Source organism: Colwellia sp. SU-HH01217, assembly GCF_057543495.1.
In genome coordinates this window covers 23,392-45,487 of the sequence record NZ_BAAJLX010000002.1, presented here as the reverse complement: position 1 = coordinate 45,487, position 22,096 = coordinate 23,392, and the positions used below count along the sequence as shown (strand labels likewise).

The following is a 22,096-nucleotide window of genomic DNA, read 5'->3' as shown; positions in this document are numbered from 1 at the left end:
TCATTTGAAACATTACAGTTCAATGGTTTTTATCCAGCCAAAACGATCTTCTTTTGTGCCGTATTGAATACCGGTAAGTTCATCGTAAAGGTGTTTTGACACAGCGCCAGTTTCATTGTTATTAATAATATAATCTTTATTTTTATAACAAAAACCGCCCACAGGAGAGATAACTGCAGCGGTGCCACAACCAAATACTTCAGTAATTTTGCCACTTTCTATATCACTAAGGATTTGTTCAATATCTAGGCGTTCTTCACTGATTTCATAACCTATAGCAGGAGCAAGTTGTAAAATTGAGTCGCGAGTTATACCAGGTAAAATACTACCGCTAAGCGTTGGTGTTACAATGCGTTTGCCTTCGTAAACAAAACAAATATTCATTGCGCCGACTTCTTCAACATAGCGACCTTCAATGGCATCTAACCATAGTACTTGCGAATAACCTTTTTTACTCACTTCTTCAGATGCATAAAGACTTGCAGCATAATTACCGCCAGTTTTAGCTTCACCTACACCGCCTTTTACTGCGCGGCGGTATTCGTCGGCAACAAAAACTGAAATAGGTTGTAAACCACCAGCGAAATAAGCGCCAGCCGGGCCTGCAATAATAAAGTGTGTGTAACTTGCACTTGCACCTAAACCTAGTTTTGGTGTGGTAGCAATCATGGTAGGGCGAATATAAAGCGAAGAGCCATTTTGTTCAGGCACCCATTTGTGATCAAGAGCGACTAATTTTTTAATAGCATCGAGATGAAATTCAATATCGACTTCAGGCATTACAATACGTTTTGCTGAACGGTTAAAACGTTTACAGTTCTCTTCAGCGCGAAATAAGTTAACTTTTCCGTCAGCTGTGCGGTAAGCCTTTAAGCCTTCAAATATTTCTTGGCTATAATGAAAGACGGCAGCAGAAGGATCTAAAGATAATGAATGATATGGGCTGATTAACGCATTATGCCAACCTTTATCTTGATCATACTCTTGTGTGAACATGTGATCAGAAAAAGTTGCGCCGAAGCTGAACTCTTCTGGACAAGCGCGGCGTTTATCTTCCGCTAGTGGCTGCATTTCAATAGACATTTTACTTCCTTAAACTACGAGATATTGTACATTTACAATTTTTGATGGCGCATAATAACACTTTTTTTTACGCTAAAATATCCCGTGCAATAATAAGTCGCTGAATTTCGCTTGTTCCTTCATAAATCGTGGTTATTCTAACATCTCGCGCTAGGCGCTCAAGAGGGTATTCTTTGATATAACCAGCGCCGCCAAGTAACTGTAATGCGCTGTAGCAAGCATCATTGGCCTTTTCGCTAGCAAAAACTTTTGCCATCGATGCAGCAGTTGCAAAAGGTAAGTTATTATCTTTATTACTTGCTGCTTGCATTATTAATAATCGTGCAGCTTCAAGTTCGGTGTAACGGTCGGCGAGCATCCATTGCAATCCTTGAAACTTAGCTAATGGCTGACCAAATTGTTGACGTTCTTTTATATATTCTTTCGCATAATCAAGTGCTTCTAAACCTAAACCTAAGGCAAGAGAAGCTATACCAATTCGACCGCCAGCTAGCTCGGTAACCGCAATTTTAAAACCATTATTTTCTTGACCAAGTAAAGCAGACTGAGGCACTTTACAATTAACAAAATTCACCTCATTAGTAGCAGATGCTTTTTGCCCCATTTTATCTTCTGCTTTACTAATAGAAATACCGTCAAGTGTGCTATCGACTAAAAAGCAGCTAATACCTTTACCGCGTGGTGCTTCAGGATTTGTCACTGCCCAGACAACAAAAACACCTGCATATTCTGCAGAGGTAATAAATACCTTGCTCCCATTAAGAATATAGTGGTCATCCTCTTTAACAGCTTTAGTTTGCATGGCAGAAGGATCTGAGCCTGCGCTAGATTCCGTTAAGCAAAAACCTGTAGCGTAGTATTCTCCCGAGCATATTTTGGGCAGATAGTGCTGCTTTTGACTCTCATTACCAACAGCCTGTATAACTTCGGCAACCATATTAGTAACTGATGTAGTAACCGCAGTAGAAGCGCAACCGCGAGCTAATTCAGTTATTGCTAAACTAAACGCAGCGCTACCAGCCTCAATGCCTCCGTATTGATCCTTAACATTGATACCCATAAAGCCTAGTTCGCTTAGCTTTTTTATATTCGATAAAAAGAGTGCGCGTTCGTTAGGGTTTTCAACTTTCTCCGCATTGGGTTTTAGTTCAGATTCAGCAAACTGTTTTGCTGTTTCTTGGATCATTACTTCTTCATCGGTAAAAGTGATTTGCATATCTTGTTAACTTCCGTCTAGTTTCTCTGCTATTATCACCAGCATATTTTGGTGTTTTATCTTTTAATCTTTTTGCACAGGCAAATGAATAATAAAGTAATAAAACTTTAAAAGGAATGTGGTGCTGCAAAGCGAATATGTTCACGAACTCTACATTGTGAATTAAGCTTTACAAACTCCCAACTGTTCCCGCAACTGTAGTTAATTTTTTGAGCTTTTATAGCACGTCAATCAATTATGAGTCAGATACTTTTCAAAATATATTAGGCTTTGTTGATCTTTAGAGCTTGTTTTTGCAGCGATTTTTTGGGTATTTATACAAGGCAGAGTTTTTGATATGCGGTTTTCCACATGAAAAGACGATAATGCAGTGAAAATGCCCAACAAACGCTGTCCGAAGGATTCAGTTAAAAACGTTTTACTCATTGTTGAGCAGTATTGGCTTAAAATAACTAGGCTTCACACTACTCGCCGCGATTAAAACGCTTTTATCTTGAACAAAATTCAACCGCGAAAGAGCAATAGGCCCTAAACAGAATAAACCCGTGCGGGCATACACGGCAATATTTGATTTCCTTGCTGCACTGTGTTGCAACAACGCGTCATTATTGTCTTTACTGAACTAGTTAATTTTCTTAAAAGTACTTTTATTAAAATTACTGTTAATTAATAGCGTAATTATTCATGATAACCATCACTAAAACTAATGCACTAAATCGTCAACACCAAGAAAAAATTCAAGAAAAAATCGATAGTAAAACTAAACCTCTAGGGTCGCTAGGTAAACTGGAACCTCTGGCGATGCAGTTAGCACTTATACAAAGCCAGAATAAAGAAGAACCCATTGATAAAATAAAATTATCGAAACCAGTTATGCTCATTTTTGCAGGGGATCACGGAATTAATAAACACGGTGTAAGTATTGCGCCAAGTGATGTGACTGGGCAAATGGTGCTTAATTTTCTTCATGGCGGTGGCGCGATTAATTGTTTCTGTCAAACCGCCAGTATTGATATGAAAGTGATAGATTGCGGTATATTAACACCAATAAAAGGCGATTATTCTCAGCTTATTCAACAGCGACTAGGCTGTGAAACTAATGATTTTTCGGTGCAGCCAGCCATGAGCCTTGCTCAAGTTGAACAAGGCATTTGTTATGGTGAAGCGCTTGTAGAACAAGCAATTAATGACGGTCGTTTTGTGTTGTTACTTGGAGAAATGGGAATTGCGAATACCAGTGCCGCTGCCGCGATATTTTCTGCGTTAACGCCATATAGTGTTGAACAATGTGTGGGTAAAGGGACTGGAATAACCGATGAACAGCTTAGTGTTAAAATTACACTTATTAAAAAAGCGTTAGCGCGATTACAAAAATTAAATCCTTCTGAAAAATCTGATGAGCAAATCATTCAAATTAAAAACATGTTAAGTGAAGTAGGCGGGTTTGAAATTGTTCAAATGGTGGGCACTATTTTAGCTGCCGCCAAAGCGCAATTACCCGTGGTTATTGATGGTTTTATTGTCAGTGTTGCTTCTTTAGTTGCTATTAAAATGGACAGTAATGTAAAAGATTATCTTATCTTTTCTCATCTTTCACAGGAGCAAGGCCATCAGTTATTATTAAAAGAAATAGATGCCTCAGCATTGTTATCTTTAGAGTTACGTTTAGGTGAAGGCACTGGCGGGGCATTGAGTTTTCCATTATTACAAGCGGCGGCAAGCTTTTATAACAATATGGCAAGCTTTGAAAGTGCAGGCGTAACTGTTTGAGCCAAAAATGGCATTAAGCGCATAACATAAATGAGCTATTAAGGAATATTAAAGAAGAGTATGAAAAGTTTGCCTTCCCAATTTTATCAGCAACTTAATTTGTTTTATCTTGCGTTAAGTTTTTTTACCCGAATTCCCGTGCCTCAATCGATGCAATATTCTCCTGAGCTATTAAGTCAATCTAACCGTTATTTCTCTTTAGTTGGTCTATTATTAGGAGCTATTTTAGCGCTGTTTTACTATGTGGCGACTCAGTTTTTTGGTATTGAAGTTTCTATTTTATTAATCATGACATTAAGCTTACTGTTAACGGGGGCGTTTCACGAAGACGGCCTAGCTGATATGTCAGATGGCTTAGGAGGCGGTTATAGTACAGAACAATGTTTAACTATAATGAAAGATAGCCGAATTGGCACCTACGGTACTGTAACTTTGGTAATGGCGCTCGCCTTAAAGTTTAGTTTGTTAGTTGAAATAGCTAACCACGGGGCTATGTTGATAGTGAGTGCTTTGTTATTAAGTCAGTCGTTATCAAGAGCGGTAGCAGCAAGTTTAATCACCTCTTTATCTTATGTCAGTGAAGAAGGAAATAATAAAAGTAAGCCTTTAGCGACCACACAAACCTCAACAGATATCACTATTTTAGTCATAGTTGGTTGCCTACCTCTGCTTTTTTATGGCGTTAAATTTGTTTTAGGTTGTTTGCTAGCACTGATCATTTTTAGAAAGTTTTTTATCCGATTTTTGAATAAAAAAATCGGCGGGTTTACAGGGGATTGTCTAGGTGCTGCACAGCAACTTGCCGAAATTTTAATTTTAATGGTCGCTGTTATGTTCCTTAACAACAGTATGCTAGGAGGCGTTATATGATCCATTTTATTTTAGGTGGTGCCCGAAGCGGTAAATCGAGTTTTGCTGAAAACCAAGCGCTATCGTTTGCGTTAAATAATAAAAGTGAGACTTTATTAACTTATGTTGCCACTGCCACTAACACTGACGATGAGATGACTAGGCGTATTCAACGACATCAACAAGATCGCGATCCGCGCTGGCAATTAATTGAATGTCCAATAATGCTAGCTGAAGTGATCACAAAAGCTAGCGATAAAAATGGCGAAACATCACTCTATTTAATTGATTGCTTAACGCTTTGGCTCAATAACCTTTTATTCGCCTTAGACAATGAAACAGAACAAAAAACCGATGAATTACTGAGTCAATATGTGCACCAATTTATTGCTGCACTGAGCGCATCACAAGCAACATTTTTTATTGTTAGTAATGAAGTAGGGCTTGGCGTTATTCCTATGGGAAGTACCACACGGTTGTTTGTTGATCATTGCGGTTGGTTAAATCAAAAAGTAGCGGCTATTGCCGATAAAGTGACATTAGTGACGGCAGGGATACCAATGACTTTGAAATCGACTAATGCTAAAGCGATTAAAAGCTGTGTTGAGCAACACAATGATTGAAATAACTCTGCTAAGACACAGTAAAATAGACGGGCCAGCCGCACTATACGGTAAAACCGATGTAGCAGCACTACCTCATAAGATGAAGAAGTTATTACTGCTTTAAGTCAAGTTAAGCCATTTTATGATCTTGTTGTTAGCTCTCCTTTAAAACGTTGTCGTGAAGTTGCACAACAGCTCAGTCAACTCTCTTTATCGCCTCTAGAGTGTGATGATAGCTTTCAAGAGATGAATTTTGGTGACTTAGATGGTGTCGCGTTCGAACAACTTATAGGAGGGGAGGCGTTATTACCGAATGCTCAACACCATTGGGTATTATTGGAAAAATTCTGGCAACAGCCTGCTAAGTCAACTTTACCCTCAGCTGAAACGCTATTTGAATTTAATCAACGAGTGGTTTTAGGTTGGCAGCAGTTAGTGACACGGCTTATCGAACAAGCACTGTCTAAAGAAAAGAGTAAAGAACAAACAAAACAAAGGGTTTTATTGGTATGCCATGGCGGTGTTATTCGAATGATTTTAGCCCATGTGTTAAATCTTGATTGGCAAAACCCAACTTGGTATCAAGGCCTGTCAATTAACAATGCAAGCTTATGCCGGTTGTTAATTACACCTACATACACAGAAAACCCTCAGCGCATGCCGAATCAAATCACTTGGCATAGTAAGGTTGAGTTTATTGGTTTGCCAGTATCAGCCGCAACTTAATTATCTTAAAATGGAATATACCCAAGTGACTACAGCACTTAACCGTTCAGCTTCAGTAAATAATCAAAAAACACAGTCAACCACTCTTATGGTACAAGGGACAACTTCAGATGCTGGAAAAAGCACTTTAGTTACCGGTTTATGCCGATTATTTGCACGGCAACACATTAATGTTGCTCCATTTAAACCGCAAAACATGGCGTTAAACAGCGCGGTTACTGTTTGTGGTGGTGAAATCGGACGAGCGCAAGCCGTACAAGCAAAAGCGGCAAAATTACCGCTAGAAGTAGATTTTAATCCAATCCTGCTCAAACCTAATTCTGATACTGGTGCGCAAGTTATTATTCATGGCAAAGCGATTAACGATATGGAAGCTGAGCAATACCACGACTATAAAAAAGTGGCTATGGAGGCGGTATTAACTTCTCATCAGCGTTTAAAGGCTAAACATCAATTAATTGTGGTTGAAGGCGCTGGTAGCCCGGCAGAAATTAATTTACGAGAAGGTGACATTGCCAACATGGGCTTTGCCGAAGCGGTAGACTGCCCAGTAATTATTATTGCCGATATTGATAAAGGGGGCGTGTTTGCCCAACTGGTTGGCACGTTAATGTTGTTGTCGCAAACAGAGCAAGACAGAGTGGTTGGCTTTGTTATTAATCGTTTTAGGGGCGACTTGTCGTTATTAACCTCTGGCTTGACTTGGCTAGAAGAAAAAACAAACAAGCCTGTATTAGGCGTATTGCCTTACTTACATGGTTTAGAAGTTGCCTCAGAAGATGCAATTGTAACAAGACAGCCAACGCATGATCGCAAAATCGCGATTAAAGTAATTGTTTTAATTTACCCAAGGGTTAGCAACCATACCGATTTTGACGCTCTAAGACTCCATGATGAAATAGATTGCCAGTTTATTTTTGCTAAAGATGACGCGATTAAAAGTGCTGAATATAGAGCGACCTTACCGCCATGCGATTTAATTATTTTACCCGGTAGTAAAAATGTTCGAGCTGATTTAGCCTTTTTACGGAGCCAAGGGTGGGATAAAGACATTGCCAAGCACTTACGCTATGGCGGTAAAGTCTTTGGTATTTGTGGTGGTTACCAAATGTTAGGAGAGTTGATTAACGATCCAAAAGGGGTTGAAAGCCAGCCGGGTCAAAGTGTTGGTTTAGGTTATTTGCCAATAAATACTGAGTTACATAAAAGCAAAACGTTAACGAACGTGAAAGGTACATTGTCGCTGCTTAATCAAACGGTTGAAGTTTCAGGTTATGAAATCCACGCGGGGGTGAGCCAGTTAATTACACAGTCTTCATGTAAATCACTACTCAATATTAATAATACAGAAGAGGGGCTAGTAAGTGATGATCAGCAAGTAGCAGGTTGTTATTTACATGGATTGTTCGATCAATCTTCTGCGCTATCACTTATTGCTCAATGGGCTGGTGCGCAAATAGCGCAAACCGATAATATTGCAGACATAGAAGATTTAGCGATTGAGAAACTCGCAAATGCTTGCGAGCAGCATTTAGATATTAAAAAAATCAACCAAATAATTTCTGACTGGTCGTCTCAGTAATGTACATTTTTATGCTGAGATTGTTCAGCTTATAGCGCTAAAAAGTCAGCGACAATCTTATTAAATGCGGTGGTTTTCTCTGCGTGTAGCCAATGGCCAGCCCCTTGTATTATTTTGAAGGTAGCATTGGGCAATATCTTATCGATTGCAGCTTTATGCGCGAGCTGAATATAATCTGAATCGCCTCCTTTTATAAACAAAGTAGGTTGGTTGTATTGGCTGTTGCCCTCATACGCTTTCATTATTTGAGGGTAACAATTATCGATAAATGCTAAGTTGCAGCTAAAGCTAAACTTAAGGGCATTTTCTTCTTGATTTCGACTGAGGTTTCTCAATAAAAACTGTCTTACGCCAATGTTGTCGACATAAGCGGATAATTGGCTGTCAGCGTCGCTACGTTTATTAACTTTTGTTAAATCAATTGATTTTAAGCCCTCAATAATTTTCGTGTGGTGTGCAGGGTATTGCACTGGAGCAATATCAGCCACAATCAATTTTTTTACTTTGTTGGGGAAGTCCAACGCGAGTTGCATCGCAATTTTTCCTCCCATTGAATGACCAAGAACATAAGCGGAACTTATCGATAAATGATCGAGTAAATTAACAATATCTTGCGCTAAGTTTTCGTAAGCCATATCGTTTTTATGAAACGACTGACCATGATTTCTCACATCTACACTGGTAACTGTGTATTGCTTTGCGAGTACTTTTGCGACCATATTTAAATTGTCTAAACTGCCAAACAAGCCATGTATTAAGATCAGGTGCTCGCCGCTACCTTGCTGTTGAAAATTAAGAATTGGAGAGTGGAGTAACGTCATTTAGTGCCTGCCTGAATATACGTATTTGAAAGTAAAATGCTATTTTAACGTAATGAACAACATTTAGGGATAAAAAAGAGATAACTATTATTAAACTCTACTAGAGAGTTTTCATTAAGATAAGTATACTCTCGCGCGACAATATTTTTTGTAAGGTAGTATATGAAAAACATCGAAATAGACGAAGAACTTTATCAATTCATCGCGAGTAATACTCAGTTTATTGGTGAGAGTGCCTCCTCAATTCTACGTCGTCTAATATCGGTTGAAGGCGAAGCTATGCCTGTTACTGCTGCGAGCACAATCGCAGAAGAAGCACCAACAGAACCTGCGACTCCAGTCGTAAATGAAGAGGTTGCAGTAGCCAGAGATATTAATGAAACGGTATTTAACTACGTTAATAAAGAAGAGTTAGCGATGCAGCGTGGCGCTGTTGGTCGGTTCTTATTAATTTTAGCAGCATTATATCGTGGTCATACTTCACAATTTTCAGTTGTAACAGAAATTAGCGGAAGAGATCGTTTATATTTTGCTAAAAGTGAGAAAGAACTTGAAGAAAGTGGCAGCAGTACCAAACCGCGCCAAATTCCCGATAGCCCATATTGGGTAATGACAAACTCGAACACCACACGTAAGAAGATGATGTTAACTAAAGTAGCAAGCTCACTTGGTTATAATGATGATGATGCGGAAAAAATTCGCGAATTGTTATAATCAATACGTCATTTGAATAAGTTAACATTAGCTAAAACTGCCTAAAACCGAGTAAGCTAACCTATGTTAAACAAAAGCTCGTAAGATTATCATCAGCTAAAATTTCAAGGAATAGTAATGACAGTTCATCACCATGCAGGCAAACCAGCTCGCCCACAAGATAGAATTAATATTGGCCGGTTAGTGAGTGATTATTTTTTTCTGCAGCCCGATGTCAATATAGTTGAGCAGAAAGTTACCTTTGGTACGTCTGGCCATCGAGGTGGAGCAAGTAAAGTAAGCTTTAACGAACATCATATTCTTGCAATATGCCAAGCTGTTGCTGAATATCGTCAAGCACAAGGTTTTAATGGACCATTATTTTTAGGTAAAGATACTCACGCATTATCAGAGCCCGCTTTTGCAAGTGTACTATCGGTGTTAATTGGTAATGGTGTGCCTGTTGTCATTCAACAAGATGAAGGCTTTACGCCAACCCCCGTCATTTCTCGATTAATCATCAGTCATAATAAAAACAATACTGAACAAGCTGATGGGCTTATTATTACACCTTCACATAATCCTCCTTCAGATGGTGGCATCAAATATAACCCCCCTCATGGCGGTCCTGCTGAAGGTAAAATTACCCAACAAATAGAGCAAAGAGCGAATGATATTTTAGCTAATGGCTTAGTTGATGTTGTGCAAATTCCTTTAGCTGATGCCATGGGATCGTCATTGTTAAGTAAACAAGACTTTATTGATCTTTATGTTAGCCAGCTTGACCAAGTGATTAACATGAAAGCCATTGCCGACGCTGGCGTTGCTATCGGTGTTGATCCTTTAGGTGGCTCGGGCATTAATTATTGGCCAGTTATCGCGCAAAAATACGGCATTAATTTACAAATAGTAAATCCGGTTGTTGATGCGAGTTTTGCGTTTATGCCACTAGATAAAGACGGTAAAATTCGCATGGACTGTTCATCGCCTTATGCCATGGCAGGACTTATTGCCATGAAAGATGATTTTGATTTAGCCGTCGGTAATGATCCAGATTTTGACCGCCACGGTATTGTTACCAAATCTGGTGGTTTAATGAACCCTAATCATTATTTAGCTGTAGCTATTAACTACTTAATGACCAATAGAAGTTGGCCGAAAACTGCAAAAATTGGTAAAACCTTAGTATCGAGTTCGTTAATCGACCGTGTTGCTGAATATATTCAGCGTCCTTTAGCAGAAGTTCCCGTTGGTTTTAAATGGTTTGTTGACGGGCTACATGATGCTAGCTTTGCTTTTGGCGGTGAAGAAAGCGCGGGGGCCTCATTTTTAGCGCTCGATGGCAGCTGTTGGACCACAGATAAAGATGGTTTTATTATGGCACTGCTAGCGGCTGAAATTTTGGCGGTAACGGGAAAAGATCCCTATCAACATTATCTTGAATTAGTTAAAAAACTAGGTCAGCCGTGTTATGGCAGAGTTGAAGCGGTGGCGAGTTTGCCACAAAAGAAAGTGTTAACTGAGTTAAGTGCTGAGGTTATAACAGCTAAAACGTTGGCTGGAGAGGCTATTAAGCAAGTCTTAACCCATGCACCTGGCAATAATGCGGCAATTGGCGGCCTAAAAGTGGTGACAAAAAATGGTTGGTTTGCTGCTCGTCCATCGGGCACTGAAGATATCTATAAAATTTATGCAGAAAGTTTTATAGATGAAGCGCATTTGCAAGCCATTATTGTTGAAGCACAAGATATTGTTAGTGCGGCATTTAAGCAAGCTGGCTTATAAGCGCTAATCTTAAAGTTAATCGACACTACAAGACACGTAAATAAAATTGGAAGTTACAGTGACAGAGTATTCAAAAACCGAACAAGATCAATTACAAAAAACACTCGAGCAAACGGGTGATTTTCTTGCCTTAACTCGCGAACATGAGTATTCAATGCCTGCATTTTCTTTTGAGGTTTCTCATGCTGATGCTAACAGCCGCTGTAAAGTGTCTGTGTTAAATACAGGGATTATTACTTTTGAGCCTTTAGCTCATGCCTCAACAGAAGATATTGTCCTCTCTAGTGCTGTGCATGGTAATGAAACTGCACCAATAGAAATTTGCGCAGAATTAATCAAGCAGTTAATTAAAGGGCAATTGCATCTTCAAGAGCGTGTATTGTTTATCTTTGGTAATCCAGCTTCTATTAATATTGGTGAGCGTTTTGTTGAAGAAAACCTTAACCGTTTGTTTTCGGGAGGTCACTCGCAAGATCAAGGGAATGGCGAAGGATTGATTAACAAAGAACGTCATCGTGCGTTATTATTAGAAAATACCGTGAGAGACTTCTTTGAACAAGGCAGTAAAGTCAGTAATCATCGTCAGCGTTATCATTACGATTTACACACTGCGATCCGTGGTTCAAAAAATGATAAATTTGCAGTTTATCCATTCAGACATCAACAACCTTGGAAAAAAGAGCAACTCCAATTTTTACTCGCCTGTGGTATTAATACCGTATTATTGTCGCATTCACCTACGACAACCTTTAGTTACTTCTCTTCTAATGAGTTCGGTGCAGATGCCTTTACTGTAGAGCTAGGAAAAGTAAAACCTTTTGGTGAGAATGATATAGCCAACTTTGCTGCGGTAAGCCAAACATTAACGCGTTTTATTTCCGGACAAGATTTAGCGCTTAAAACATATAAAGCGAGTGACTTTAGTATTTTCGAAATTGATCAAATTATTAACCGTACCCAGCAAGACTTTAAACTGCACTTTGCTGATGATGTTGAGAATTTTACCGATTTTCCACTTAATACCTTAATTGCTAGTGATGGTGATATTGAGCATCGAACAAAGAAACTCGGAGAAGCGATTATCTTCCCTAATGCCAATGTTGCCATTGGACAACGAGCGTTATTAACGGTAACACCAACCACTATTGATTAATTTCTGCCATTCTTGTCGTTACCCTTCTTGTCAAAAAAGTGAGTTTTTATAACTCACTTTTTTCTTTTAAATTAATTAGTTAATTGTGCCTGTAAACATTTATGCTCACTGTGAATGCGCATTTTGAGGCTCTATTTCGTTGTTAGCTTGAATCTCAGTTTACGTAAAGGTAAAGTTCGGGCGTATAAATAACGGCTAATAATAAGTGAACTTTTTTCATACAAAATTGAATAAATTAACCCATGTTTTTAGTGGTCTGTGTGTATAGGTCTATACTCATCAGTATATTAAAAATGTTTATTTTTCATCTTGTAAAAAGTTACCTAGACTGCAAGCAAATAATAAAGAGAATGCTATGAACTCTGACACATATAATGAAGGGCAGGTAGTGCACCAGCCAAGTTTTATTGACGGTCACTCAGTTGAAATTCCCCTACTAAAAATACTCAAACAAGACGGTAGTACCTACGAAGGGGCTCAGTTACCTGAAATGGATCAAGCCTTAGCTACTAAGGTTTATAAAACATTAGCATTTCATCGAGTGTTAGATGAACGCATGGTCGCTTCACAGCGACAAGGGCGGTTAAGTTTTTATATGGCAGCACTTGGAGAAGAAGCAGCCAGCGTTGGTGGTGCGGCAGGCTTAAAAGCTCAAGATATGATCATGGCGCAATATCGTGAACAAGGCGCTTTGATGTTTAGAGATTTCAGTCTTGAAAACTTTATGAATCAAATGTTCTCTAACGCGAAAGATTTAGGCAAAGGTCGTCAAATGCCTATTCATTATGGTTCAAACGAATTGAACTATATGACAATATCATCGCCGTTAGGCACACAAATTCCACAAGCAACAGGTTATGCTTATGGTCAAAAATTACAAGGTTTAGATGCGGTCACTATGTGTTACTTTGGTGAAGGTGCAGCCTCAGAAGGTGACTTTCATGCTGGTTTGAACATGGCTGCAGTTCAAGAAGCACCCGTTATCTTTTTCTGTCGTAACAATGGTTATGCAATATCAACACCTGCAGACGAGCAGTATAAAGGTAACGGTATTGCATCTCGAGGAGTGGGGTATGGTGTTAAAACACTTCGAATCGACGGAAATGATATTCTCGCTGTAATTTTAGCCACTCAAATTGCACGTGCTTATGCATTAAAAGAAAATGCCCCAGTGCTTATCGAAGCAATGTCTTATCGTTTGGGCGCGCACTCTACTTCGGATGATCCTTCAGGGTATCGAACTCGTGAAGAAGAAGAAGAATGGCAAGCGAACGATCCTATCCTACGTATGAAAAACTGGATGATTAACCAAAGTTGGTGGGATGAAGCACAAGAAACAGAGCTGTTCGAACAATACCGAGAAGAAGTACTTGCTGCGGTAAAAGTATCAGAAAAAATTGATAAACCTCATTTAGATACTTTAATTTCAGATGTTTATGACGTTCCACCCGCGCATTTACAAGCGCAACTTGATGAGCTGAAAACGCACATCAATAAATATCCAGATGCTTATCCATTTACTGCGGGGAAATTTTAATCATGGCTCAAATGAATTTATTACATGCCATCAATAACGCCTTAGACATTGCCATGCAAGAAAACGAACGAACAGTTTGTTTTGGTGAAGATGTTGGACATTTTGGTGGTGTTTTTCGCGCAACAAGCGGCTTACAAGAAAAATATGGAAAAGGACGTTGTTTCAATACCCCTTTAGTTGAACAAGGCATTATTGGCTTTGCTAATGGTTTAGCTGCACAAGGCAGTGTTCCTATAGCAGAGATTCAATTTGCCGATTATATTTTCCCCGCATTTGATCAAATTGTTAATGAAGCGGCAAAATTTAGATACCGCAGTGGTAACGAATTTGATGTAGGTAAACTAACTATTCGCTCACCTTATGGTGGTGGCATTGCTGGTGGTTTATATCACAGCCAATCACCTGAAGCTTATTTTGCTCATACACCGGGTTTAAAGGTGGTTATCCCACGTAATCCTTATCAAGCTAAAGGGTTATTATTAGCTTCGATTCGTGATGACAATCCGGTAATATTTTTTGAGCCTAAACGTTTATACCGTGCATCGGTTGGAGAGGTGCCTGAAGAAGATTATCAACTTCCGCTAGGTAAAGCTGAAGTAGTAACAGCGGGTAAGGATATCACCTTGCTTGGTTGGGGAGCTCAAATGGAAATTATTGAAAAAGCTGCTGAAATGGCAGCAAATGAGGGAATTTCTTGTGAAGTTGTAGATTTGCGCACCATATTACCTTGGGATATTGAAACTGTTGCTAACTCAGTGCTTAAAACGGGACGCTTAGTGGTTTCTCAAGAGGCACCGTTAACTGCAGGTTTTGCTAGTGAAATTGCAGCAACTATTCAAAAAGAATGTTTCTTGCACTTAGAGTCGCCTATTGAACGAGTGTGTGGTTTAGATACGCCGTATCCATTAGCGCTAGAAAAAGAGTATGTTGCGGATCATTTAAAAATATACGAAGCAATTAAACGTAGCATGAATTACTAATTTATCGGGGCTGAAAGATTATGAGTATTGATTTTATATTGCCAGATATTGGTGAAGGTATTGTAGAGTGTGAGCTAGTCGAATGGCTAGTGAAAGAAGGCGATGTGATTGTAGAAGATCAACCGATTGCCGATGTAATGACCGATAAAGCATTAGTTCAAATTCCAGCTATGCATAATGGCGTTATTGAAAAACTTTATTATCAACAAGGCGAAATTGCCAAAGTCCATGAGCCTTTGTTTGCAATTACGCCAGAAGGAGCAGCAACTTCCACAACTGAGGTAGAAACTAAGCCAGCAGAACAGCAAGCTAAGCCTAGCCAAGTAAACAAAGTGTCTGCTAATACGGTTGAGGATTTTATTCTTCCTGATATTGGCGAAGGCATTGTTGAATGTGAATTAGTTGAGTGGTTAGTTAGTGAAGGGGACTTAATTGAAGAAGATCAGCCCATTGCTGATGTAATGACCGATAAAGCCTTAGTGCAAATACCTGCAATGCATGCGGGTAAAATTGTAAAGCTTTATCATGCCAAAGGCGAGATTGCTAAAGTACATCAGCCTTTATTTGCTATTGAAATTCAGGGTGGGGCTGACACATCAGGTGCGAGTGTTAATGAAAGCACTACTGAACAAACACACGCTCAAGAGATTGTTGCTAAAAAGCCAGTTAACCAAGCTGCTAACCAAACAAGTAGCGCTAATAAGCCTATAAGTGGTAAAGCTATTGCTAGTCCTGCCGTTAGACGCGTTGCACGAGAATTAAGTGTTAATATTCACGAAGTTCCAGGCACAGGTAAAAAAGGACGTGTTTACAAAGAAGATGTTGTAGCCTTTAATGCTGGCGGAAGTCATAAAGCCACAAGTGATAATGTTGTTAACAGTAAAACACTACATAAAGATCCAACAGGTGGTGTACGAGTAGAGCCAATTCGCGGTATTAAAGCGGTTATGGCAAACGCTATGGTAAATTCTGTTTCAACTATCCCACACTTTACCTATTGTGAAGAAATAGACATGACAGCGCTAATTAAGCTGCGCAAAGAATTAAAAGAAACAAGCTTGATTAAAGACTTAACTGACAAGCAAGATATTAAGTTAACCATGATGCCGTTTTTTATGAAGGCTATGTCGTTAGCGCTTAAGCAGTATCCTATTATTAATTCACAAGTGAATGATGATTGTACTGAGTTGACGTACTTTGATGATCATAATATTGGTATGGCAGTTGATTCTAAAGTTGGTTTGTTAGTGCCAAACGTTAAACAAGTGCAACATAAGTCAATACTCGAATTAGCTGGCGATATTACTCGTTTAACTAATGATGCAAGAAGCGGTCGAGTACAAACGGCTGACTTAAAAGGCGGCACTATCACTATTTCGAATATTGGTGCTATTGGCGGAACCGTAGCAACACCTATTATTAATAAGCCTGAAGCCGCCATTGTAGCCCTTGGTAAACTGCAAACACTGCCTCGCTTTAATGCAGCAGGTGATGTTGAAGCTCGAAGCATAATGCAAGTGAGTTGGTCTGGCGATCATCGCATTATTGATGGCGGCTCAATTGCAAGGTTTTGCAACTTATGGAAATCCTTTTTAGAAGAACCCAGCAATATGCTTGTTCATATGAGTTAGTTATTTATTAAGATTGTTAGTAATTGTTGAAACTAAAAAACCTGCTTATGCAGGTTTTTTTATTGATAAAAAATAAAGGTAGCGCGTTTATTTCTTGTTTAGAATTGAAATTTCTTAGATAAATACTTCATTGATAACATTAAAGTAATCTGTTGTAATTATTATATGTATACAATGGAAGTTTAATTCTCTCAACTTGGACAGAGCCATCATGATTAAAAAAATATCATTACTTGCTTGCCTACTATCATTACCAACCCTAGCTGAAGAAGGTGGCAGCGGCCATTACATGCCCGGTTCTATGGCATCCTTTATGGATGGTGTTCCGACAGAACCAACCTTTATTACTCGATTAAATATATTGGAATATCAAGGTGGTTTTAATCACACTTTACCGCTTGCCGGTGTAGAAGCGGCTAATGTTGATGTAAACTCGAAAGCTCTCGGATTAACAATGCTTTATAGCCCTGATATAGATTTAGGGAAAAACTGGAGTTATGCTTTTAGTGCGACTATTCCTTTTGTTGATATGCAAGTGAGTGCTGATGCACTTACTGACGCTAATAATTTACGAAAAACAGATACCGATAAAGCTATAGGCGATGTGGTGTTAATGCCACTTATGCTTAATCAGAGTATTAACGGTGATTTAAATATTAATTACCGTATTTCACTCTATGCACCTACAGGCAGTTATCAAGTAGGCAAGTTAGCTAATACGGGGAAAAACTTCTGGACCATTGAGCCGACAATTGCAGCGGTATACTTAGGGCAAAAAAATGGTATTGAAGCTAGTATTTTTGCTGGTATCGACTTTAATCAAGAAAACGATGACACTCATTATAAATCTGGCTCTCAAGCACATATTGAAACAACCTTAGCGCAACATTTTCCTTTATGGGGAGGAGCAGCCAGTATTGGTGCTACAGGGTTTTATTATAAACAAGTGTCAGGCGATAGTGGTGAAGGGGCAACGTTTGGTGACTTTAAAGCACGCAGCGTTGGTGCGGGTCCTGTCATGTCGTTTGTTAAGAAAACGGGTAATGTTGATATATTGGCAGAGTTAAAGTGGTTACATGAATTTAGTACTACCAATAGGGTGAAGGGGGATACAATTTTTTTAAAGCTTATGGCTAAATTCTAGTTTAGTGCTATGAAAAGATTTTTCAATGAACGATGCATGGTTTATACATTGAAGATGTATATCAATTAGCTATCGTTACCCTGTAGCCGTTTCCAGTAGCTTTGGTTTATTACATGGTTTTGGTTTAGTGTTGCTTGAGTTAGGTTTACCACAAAAAGATCAATTTATACCATTAGCGTTTTTAATGTCGGTGTTGAAATAGGTCAGCTTGTCTTTATTGCTGGCGTATTTTTGGTATTGTGGGGGAATTAAACGCTTTATAAATGTAGACAAATATCAAACATTTAATGCTTATCTAATTGGGGCAGTAGCTGGTATGTGGTTAATTGAAAGGGTAGTGCAATTTTAATTTGTGTAAATAGATTGTTGAGGATCTTTAATCGATTTTAGATCCCCAACAAACTACAAGCACAATAATAAGGATTAACTAATTATCTTTCTTCCACTTATCAAATAACTCAGTCACTTTTTCTTTTGCCTTATCTTTCACTTTATCTTCTAATACCTTTTGCTGTTCATTTTTAGCCGACTTCCAAATAGCAGAAAGCGCTCTTTTAAGTAATTCACCGCCTAATTCATTTGCAGGTAAACCAGCCTCACCACCAATGTTACTTAAGTTAATGTCAGGTAAAGTCTTTTTATGTTTAGTATTACCAAGTTTTGTTAAATCGACGCGCAAAGCGACACCCGCTAAAACAAACTTTTTCACTTTAATGTTAGGCTGTGGACCTGTGCCAGTATTACTAGGTTCTGAGGTTGGTTTATTTGCTGCTGATTTAGGTAAGTTTTTATTAACTGCATCCAGTATTTCTTGGATGTTTGAGCCACCTGTTTCATTGAATTCTACTAAAGCCTCTGGCGTATCAATAATCACTGCGTCGATTACAATTGGCTCGCCTTTACTGGTGCCAGCTAAACTTTTAATGTTTATATCTAAGGTGACAGTATCTAGTGAAAATGCTGGAGTAGTTGAATAGCCTTTCGGGTTATTTAACACTAAGCCATTAATGGTACCTGCGCCATGAAGCAGCTGCATATCCACTTTTTTAACCGTGACGACTTGGTCGGTTATTTTACTGCCTTGTACCTCAATTTGTTCGGCGATTAATATATTAAGCTTATCACTGCCTAGAAACCATATTGCACCACCGCTAACGAGTAAAATTAACAGTAAAATAAAGAGTATGATTTTTTTCATGAGTTTTCCTTTTGTTTAAAAAGATTGCTTTAAAATTATTCTTGAGTGAAAAGTAGAATCTATTTATGGATTGAATAGATTCTACTATATAGACGATGGTAACTTATAGACCTAAACCAATGTTTTTTGGTGGGAACTTTTTAAATGTTGCACCATGTGCTTTAGCTTCAGCGATAAGCGATGCTACCCAAGGGTTTAATCGATGACCAACAGGAAGCTCCTCTTTAGGGTCAACAAATAAGTTGAACACCCATGGTGACAAACCAAAATCAGAGGTTGAAGCATAATCAATGTTTTGAAAGGTATTATTTAAATGCATTGCTTTTAAATGCACTTTATATTCCCTTACACGAACTGCCATTAGAGTCGTATTCATCCAAACATAGATCTGTTCTCGCTTACTGTGTCCATTTTTCCCTAATAAAAATGAACTTTGATCAATGCCATCTATATATCTATCGGTAGGAATTTTATCACTGGCACCAGCGATAGAAACAGTCGTATTAAATAGATCCATTAAATCGAATAGTTCAGCACTCGTATTTGGTTCAATCATACCTGGCCAATAAGCAATGCCAGGAACACGGATACCGCCTTCAAATGAGGTACCTTTACCACCTCTAAAAGGGGTGTAACCATTATCTGGCCATGTGTCACGTTGTGGCCCATTATCCGAGGTGATAAAAATAAAAGTATTATCGGCAACGCCTGCTTTTTCAATGGTATTCACAATACGACCTATCAGCGCATCAACTTCTACTACATTATCTTTAAAAGGGTATTTACTGGCACTTTTGCCTTTAAATTCTTTACTTGGGTGATTATCAGCATGTACACGCATAAAGTTGTGCGCAATAAAGAATGGCTTATTACCTTTGGCTAAGGTTTTTATTTTCTTCATTGTGAAATCGGCTAAAACATGATCAGCTTCAGCAAATTGGTCAAGTCCTGTGGTTTTAAGAACAACTTTTTCTTTTTTGCCCTTAGCGCCGTAGTACATATCAATTTTCCCTGATACTTTTTTGAATTTTTCTAATTTTTCTTTATCTAAGACTAAGTCTGGGTAGCGGCGGTAATCAAATTGTTGAGTCAGCTCTTTTTGTGAAGCGTAATAGCCTTGAAATTCATCAAACCCAACTTGATGTGGACGCATTCCTTTAACCTCGCCTGTGTGCCACTTACCGGTTAGAATAGTATGGTAGCCAACATTAGATAATATTTTTGCAACACTGTCTTCACTCGCCCAAGGGTTTTTAGAAAGTTTATCACCCGCGAGAATAGGGCGAATAAGGCCCGTACGCATAGGTAAGCGACCTGTCATCATTGCTGAGCGAGTTGGTGTACATGTCGGCTGTGAATAAGTTGAAGTTAACGATAAACCATGATTAGCAATATTATCAATATTAGGGGTTGCCGCACCGATGTGTGCACCGCCACCAAATACACCACCGACATCACCAAAACCTAAATCGTCAACAACTAGCCAAACAATATTAGGGCGTTTGCCTGTCTTGTTTTTGAGCTTAGCTAGTTTGTTTTTTGCTAACTTATCTTGCTCGGCACGAGGGATGGCAGGTTGCATATAATCATAAGTAGAAACAGCACGAGATAAGCCACTAGTTTCAGCAAAAACAGGTAACGTCGTACTGATACCAAGAATGATTAAGCTAGCTAATAAGGGAGACAATCTTTTCTTCATAATTTATCCTTTAATTAATCGAGTTTGTTGAGTGTAATTCAGCTATGTTAAATAAATAATATGTTCTTAAACAAGAACAATTTCCATAATCAATAAGTGGCTAACTCATTTAAAAGCAAAAAATAATTTCAATAGTAGAATAATTCTTTCATAGTCAAAATACTAGCAGTTAACGTAGGTTGTTCTAACTTGCAGTTAACTTGATTTTAATACAAAATACAAATTGTTAAATAATCATTATAGCGTGGTTTTAACAAGGAACCATTCTACCAACTGTAAAGGAAGCACTGCAATGACAGGTAATACCGAACGCTCAGAATTAACGGCTCTAACTTCTGACTTTATTTTTTCAAAAAATCTCAAAACAACCGGTATTATAATGATAATACTAGGTGTATTAGGGATTATCGTACCCAATGTTATTGCGTTAAGTTTTAATCTATTTGTTGGTGGTTTATTTTTATTAGCGGCTTGTGCATTAGCATTTAATGCTTGGCTTTCTAAAAGGCAAAGTATGTCGTTGTGGTTCAAGCCTTTTATTCTCCTTATATTAGCTTTAGTTATTTTAATACATCCGGGTATTGTTTTGTCTGTGCTAGGGTTACTTATCGCTATTTATTTCCTGTTTAGTGGTTTTGGCTCAATATTATTAGCTTTTGAACTTAAAGCGACGGCAAAATGGTTAAGTTTATTTAGTGGGATGCTTTCGTTTGTTTTAGGCATTATTGTTTTTGATAGTTGGCCATTTGCGAGTGCATGGATAGTAGGGTTAATTATTGGTATTAATTTATTATTTGATGGTATTGCATTAATTAGTTTGTCTAAACTTATACATAAAACAGAGACAGTAAAGTGAACAAGTTAACTTATATCTGCTTGGTGATTTGTCTCTCTTTAGTCTTTGGAAAATTACAAGCCGCAGAAACACCTCAAAAAAAAGTTGATATTTCTGATCCTATGGCTGTATACACAGGTGGTGCGCTTACAGGAGGGAATGAAGGGTTAGGTGCTGCATTTCAGTTTGGTATGCATCGAGGCGATTGGGGTATTTTAGGTAAAATTGAAGCGAAGAAAAACCTTGAGGATTATCGAGTCAGAATATTTACCCCGAATAAAAACACCGGAACAGGCGTGTTTGTTGATGCAGGAACAGACTTTTCAGTTGATGGCATAACGTCTAATTACGCTACTGTAGGTGTATTACAAGTTTTGCCTTTATCAAAGCAGTTAAGAATGTATGTGGGTCTTACCTATGGGAAATCTTGGGAAGCAGACGATTTATTTCAAGAAACTAAAATAGCCATTGTTCAATCGTACTTTAAATATGATATTAATGAAGATTTCTATCTTATGCTTAACCCGCAATATACTTATGGTTTTGACGGTGAAGAAACTCGACAATTTTATATGGAATTCAATTTTGGTTATCATATTAATGACACTCAGATAGTCTACTTAGAGACATCAACAGAAAATGAAGTCATTCTCAATTATAAGTTTAAAATTTAGTCTATTAAAAAATAAATTTTTAACCGTGTTAATTTTATAAACAATAACTTAAGACAAGGCGTGACATGAACGTAAATTATCTTCGAGTGAATAAATATTTGCATTATTTGTTAAT

At 38.3% G+C, this 22,096-nt stretch carries 19 protein-coding genes and 1 pseudogene; 15 read left to right on the top strand and 5 right to left on the bottom strand.

The window, feature by feature from the left end; genetic code table 11:
- Positions 1–12: 12 nt before the first annotated feature.
- Both AC27G3_RS03305 and AC27G3_RS03300 read right to left on the bottom strand, forming a co-directional pair.
- Entirely contained in the window at positions 13–1,083 is a 1,071-nt protein-coding gene (locus tag AC27G3_RS03305; protein ID WP_487118767.1) for a branched-chain amino acid aminotransferase, read from the bottom strand.
- Between the two features lie 67 nt (positions 1,084–1,150).
- The gene (locus AC27G3_RS03300) at positions 1,151–2,299 is read right to left on the bottom strand and encodes an acyl-CoA dehydrogenase family protein (protein WP_487118765.1); all 1,149 of its coding nucleotides are present in this window, start codon (positions 2,297–2,299) and stop codon (positions 1,151–1,153) included.
- Positions 2,300–2,983: 684 nt separating this feature from the next.
- Between AC27G3_RS03300 and cobT the strand changes: the two genes are divergently transcribed.
- The 5 genes from cobT to AC27G3_RS03275 all read left to right on the top strand — a co-directional run bounded on the left by cobT (position 2,984) and on the right by AC27G3_RS03275 (position 7,831).
- Positions 2,984–4,069 (top strand): nicotinate-nucleotide--dimethylbenzimidazole phosphoribosyltransferase, encoded by a 1,086-nt coding sequence (gene cobT / locus AC27G3_RS03295; protein WP_487118763.1) that lies wholly within the window; start codon positions 2,984–2,986, stop codon positions 4,067–4,069.
- Positions 4,070–4,129: 60 nt separating this feature from the next.
- A complete protein-coding gene (locus tag AC27G3_RS03290) occupies positions 4,130–4,939 on the top strand; it encodes an adenosylcobinamide-GDP ribazoletransferase (RefSeq protein ID WP_487118761.1) in 810 nt (269 codons plus the stop codon).
- Positions 4,936–5,541, top strand: coding sequence for a bifunctional adenosylcobinamide kinase/adenosylcobinamide-phosphate guanylyltransferase (gene cobU / locus AC27G3_RS03285; RefSeq protein ID WP_487118759.1), 606 nt, complete (start codon positions 4,936–4,938; stop codon positions 5,539–5,541). The genes AC27G3_RS03290 and cobU overlap by 4 nt, the downstream gene beginning before the upstream one ends.
- A gap of 93 nt (positions 5,542–5,634) precedes the next feature.
- Positions 5,635–6,249 carry a histidine phosphatase family protein gene (locus tag AC27G3_RS03280; RefSeq protein WP_487119368.1) on the top strand — a complete coding sequence of 205 codons (615 nt, stop codon included), beginning with the start codon at positions 5,635–5,637 and terminating at the stop codon, positions 6,247–6,249.
- A gap of 10 nt (positions 6,250–6,259) precedes the next feature.
- The gene (locus AC27G3_RS03275; protein ID WP_487118757.1) at positions 6,260–7,831 is read left to right on the top strand and encodes a cobyric acid synthase; all 1,572 of its coding nucleotides are present in this window, start codon (positions 6,260–6,262) and stop codon (positions 7,829–7,831) included.
- 29 nt (positions 7,832–7,860) lie between these two features.
- Here AC27G3_RS03275 and AC27G3_RS03270 read toward each other — a convergent pair whose 3' ends face one another.
- Entirely contained in the window at positions 7,861–8,652 is a 792-nt protein-coding gene (locus AC27G3_RS03270; RefSeq protein WP_487118756.1) for an alpha/beta fold hydrolase, read from the bottom strand.
- 162 nt (positions 8,653–8,814) lie between these two features.
- On the opposite strand from AC27G3_RS03270, the gene seqA reads away from it, so the two are divergent.
- From seqA to AC27G3_RS03230, 8 genes and pseudogenes are all read left to right on the top strand, one after another.
- Positions 8,815–9,366 (top strand): replication initiation negative regulator SeqA, encoded by a 552-nt coding sequence (gene seqA, locus AC27G3_RS03265; protein WP_487118754.1) that lies wholly within the window; start codon positions 8,815–8,817, stop codon positions 9,364–9,366.
- Between the two features lie 117 nt (positions 9,367–9,483).
- Positions 9,484–11,130, top strand: a complete 1,647-nt coding sequence (pgm, locus tag AC27G3_RS03260) for a phosphoglucomutase (alpha-D-glucose-1,6-bisphosphate-dependent) (protein WP_487118752.1) — start codon at positions 9,484–9,486, stop codon at positions 11,128–11,130.
- Between the two features lie 58 nt (positions 11,131–11,188).
- A complete protein-coding gene (gene astE / locus AC27G3_RS03255; protein WP_487118751.1) occupies positions 11,189–12,283 on the top strand; it encodes a succinylglutamate desuccinylase in 1,095 nt (364 codons plus the stop codon).
- A gap of 355 nt (positions 12,284–12,638) precedes the next feature.
- Positions 12,639–13,820 (top strand): thiamine pyrophosphate-dependent dehydrogenase E1 component subunit alpha, encoded by a 1,182-nt coding sequence (locus tag AC27G3_RS03250; protein WP_487118749.1) that lies wholly within the window; start codon positions 12,639–12,641, stop codon positions 13,818–13,820.
- Between the two features lie 2 nt (positions 13,821–13,822).
- The gene (locus AC27G3_RS03245) at positions 13,823–14,800 is read left to right on the top strand and encodes an alpha-ketoacid dehydrogenase subunit beta (RefSeq protein ID WP_487118747.1); all 978 of its coding nucleotides are present in this window, start codon (positions 13,823–13,825) and stop codon (positions 14,798–14,800) included.
- Positions 14,801–14,820: 20 nt separating this feature from the next.
- A complete protein-coding gene (locus tag AC27G3_RS03240) occupies positions 14,821–16,431 on the top strand; it encodes a dihydrolipoyllysine-residue acetyltransferase (RefSeq protein WP_487118745.1) in 1,611 nt (536 codons plus the stop codon).
- A 211-nt stretch (positions 16,432–16,642) separates the two neighbouring features.
- Positions 16,643–17,575, top strand: a complete 933-nt coding sequence (locus tag AC27G3_RS03235) for a SphA family protein (protein ID WP_487118743.1) — start codon at positions 16,643–16,645, stop codon at positions 17,573–17,575.
- A 159-nt stretch (positions 17,576–17,734) separates the two neighbouring features.
- Positions 17,735–17,827 (top strand): annotated as a pseudogene (locus AC27G3_RS03230) (hypothetical protein); the annotation flags it as partial.
- A 175-nt stretch (positions 17,828–18,002) separates the two neighbouring features.
- Here AC27G3_RS03230 and AC27G3_RS03225 read toward each other — a convergent pair.
- Together AC27G3_RS03225 and AC27G3_RS03220 are read right to left on the bottom strand one after the other, a co-directional pair.
- Positions 18,003–18,773, bottom strand: coding sequence for a hypothetical protein (locus AC27G3_RS03225; RefSeq protein WP_487118741.1), 771 nt, complete (start codon positions 18,771–18,773; stop codon positions 18,003–18,005).
- Positions 18,774–18,876: 103 nt separating this feature from the next.
- A complete protein-coding gene (locus AC27G3_RS03220; RefSeq protein ID WP_487118739.1) occupies positions 18,877–20,472 on the bottom strand; it encodes a sulfatase-like hydrolase/transferase in 1,596 nt (531 codons plus the stop codon).
- Between the two features lie 292 nt (positions 20,473–20,764).
- Here AC27G3_RS03220 and AC27G3_RS03215 point away from each other — a divergent pair, with 292 nt between their 5' ends.
- Both AC27G3_RS03215 and AC27G3_RS03210 read left to right on the top strand, forming a co-directional pair.
- A complete protein-coding gene (locus AC27G3_RS03215) occupies positions 20,765–21,328 on the top strand; it encodes an HdeD family acid-resistance protein (protein ID WP_487118738.1) in 564 nt (187 codons plus the stop codon).
- Positions 21,325–21,981 (top strand): hypothetical protein, encoded by a 657-nt coding sequence (locus AC27G3_RS03210; protein WP_487118737.1) that lies wholly within the window; start codon positions 21,325–21,327, stop codon positions 21,979–21,981. The genes AC27G3_RS03215 and AC27G3_RS03210 overlap by 4 nt, the downstream gene beginning before the upstream one ends.
- Positions 21,982–22,096 lie beyond the last annotated feature (115 nt).

Excerpts from the sequence above, each read along its gene's own strand:
- AC27G3_RS03235 (WP_487118743.1), top strand. The coding sequence starts at position 16,643 with ATGATTAAAAAAATATCATTACTTGCTTGCCTACTATCATTACCAACC.
- AC27G3_RS03270 (WP_487118756.1), bottom strand. The coding sequence starts at position 8,652 with ATGACGTTACTCCACTCTCCAATTCTTAATTTTCAACAGCAAGGTAGC.
- cobU (WP_487118759.1), top strand. The coding sequence starts at position 4,936 with ATGATCCATTTTATTTTAGGTGGTGCCCGAAGCGGTAAATCGAGTTTT.
- pgm (WP_487118752.1), top strand. The coding sequence starts at position 9,484 with ATGACAGTTCATCACCATGCAGGCAAACCAGCTCGCCCACAAGATAGA.
- AC27G3_RS03305 (WP_487118767.1), bottom strand. The coding sequence starts at position 1,083 with ATGTCTATTGAAATGCAGCCACTAGCGGAAGATAAACGCCGCGCTTGT.
- AC27G3_RS03240 (WP_487118745.1), top strand. The coding sequence starts at position 14,821 with ATGAGTATTGATTTTATATTGCCAGATATTGGTGAAGGTATTGTAGAG.
- seqA (WP_487118754.1), top strand. The coding sequence starts at position 8,815 with ATGAAAAACATCGAAATAGACGAAGAACTTTATCAATTCATCGCGAGT.
- AC27G3_RS03250 (WP_487118749.1), top strand. The coding sequence starts at position 12,639 with ATGAACTCTGACACATATAATGAAGGGCAGGTAGTGCACCAGCCAAGT.
- AC27G3_RS03245 (WP_487118747.1), top strand. The coding sequence starts at position 13,823 with ATGGCTCAAATGAATTTATTACATGCCATCAATAACGCCTTAGACATT.
- AC27G3_RS03275 (WP_487118757.1), top strand. The coding sequence starts at position 6,260 with ATGGAATATACCCAAGTGACTACAGCACTTAACCGTTCAGCTTCAGTA.
- AC27G3_RS03220 (WP_487118739.1), bottom strand. The coding sequence starts at position 20,472 with ATGAAGAAAAGATTGTCTCCCTTATTAGCTAGCTTAATCATTCTTGGT.
- AC27G3_RS03300 (WP_487118765.1), bottom strand. The coding sequence starts at position 2,299 with ATGCAAATCACTTTTACCGATGAAGAAGTAATGATCCAAGAAACAGCA.
- AC27G3_RS03225 (WP_487118741.1), bottom strand. The coding sequence starts at position 18,773 with ATGAAAAAAATCATACTCTTTATTTTACTGTTAATTTTACTCGTTAGC.
- AC27G3_RS03290 (WP_487118761.1), top strand. The coding sequence starts at position 4,130 with ATGAAAAGTTTGCCTTCCCAATTTTATCAGCAACTTAATTTGTTTTAT.
- cobT (WP_487118763.1), top strand. The coding sequence starts at position 2,984 with ATGATAACCATCACTAAAACTAATGCACTAAATCGTCAACACCAAGAA.
- AC27G3_RS03215 (WP_487118738.1), top strand. The coding sequence starts at position 20,765 with ATGACAGGTAATACCGAACGCTCAGAATTAACGGCTCTAACTTCTGAC.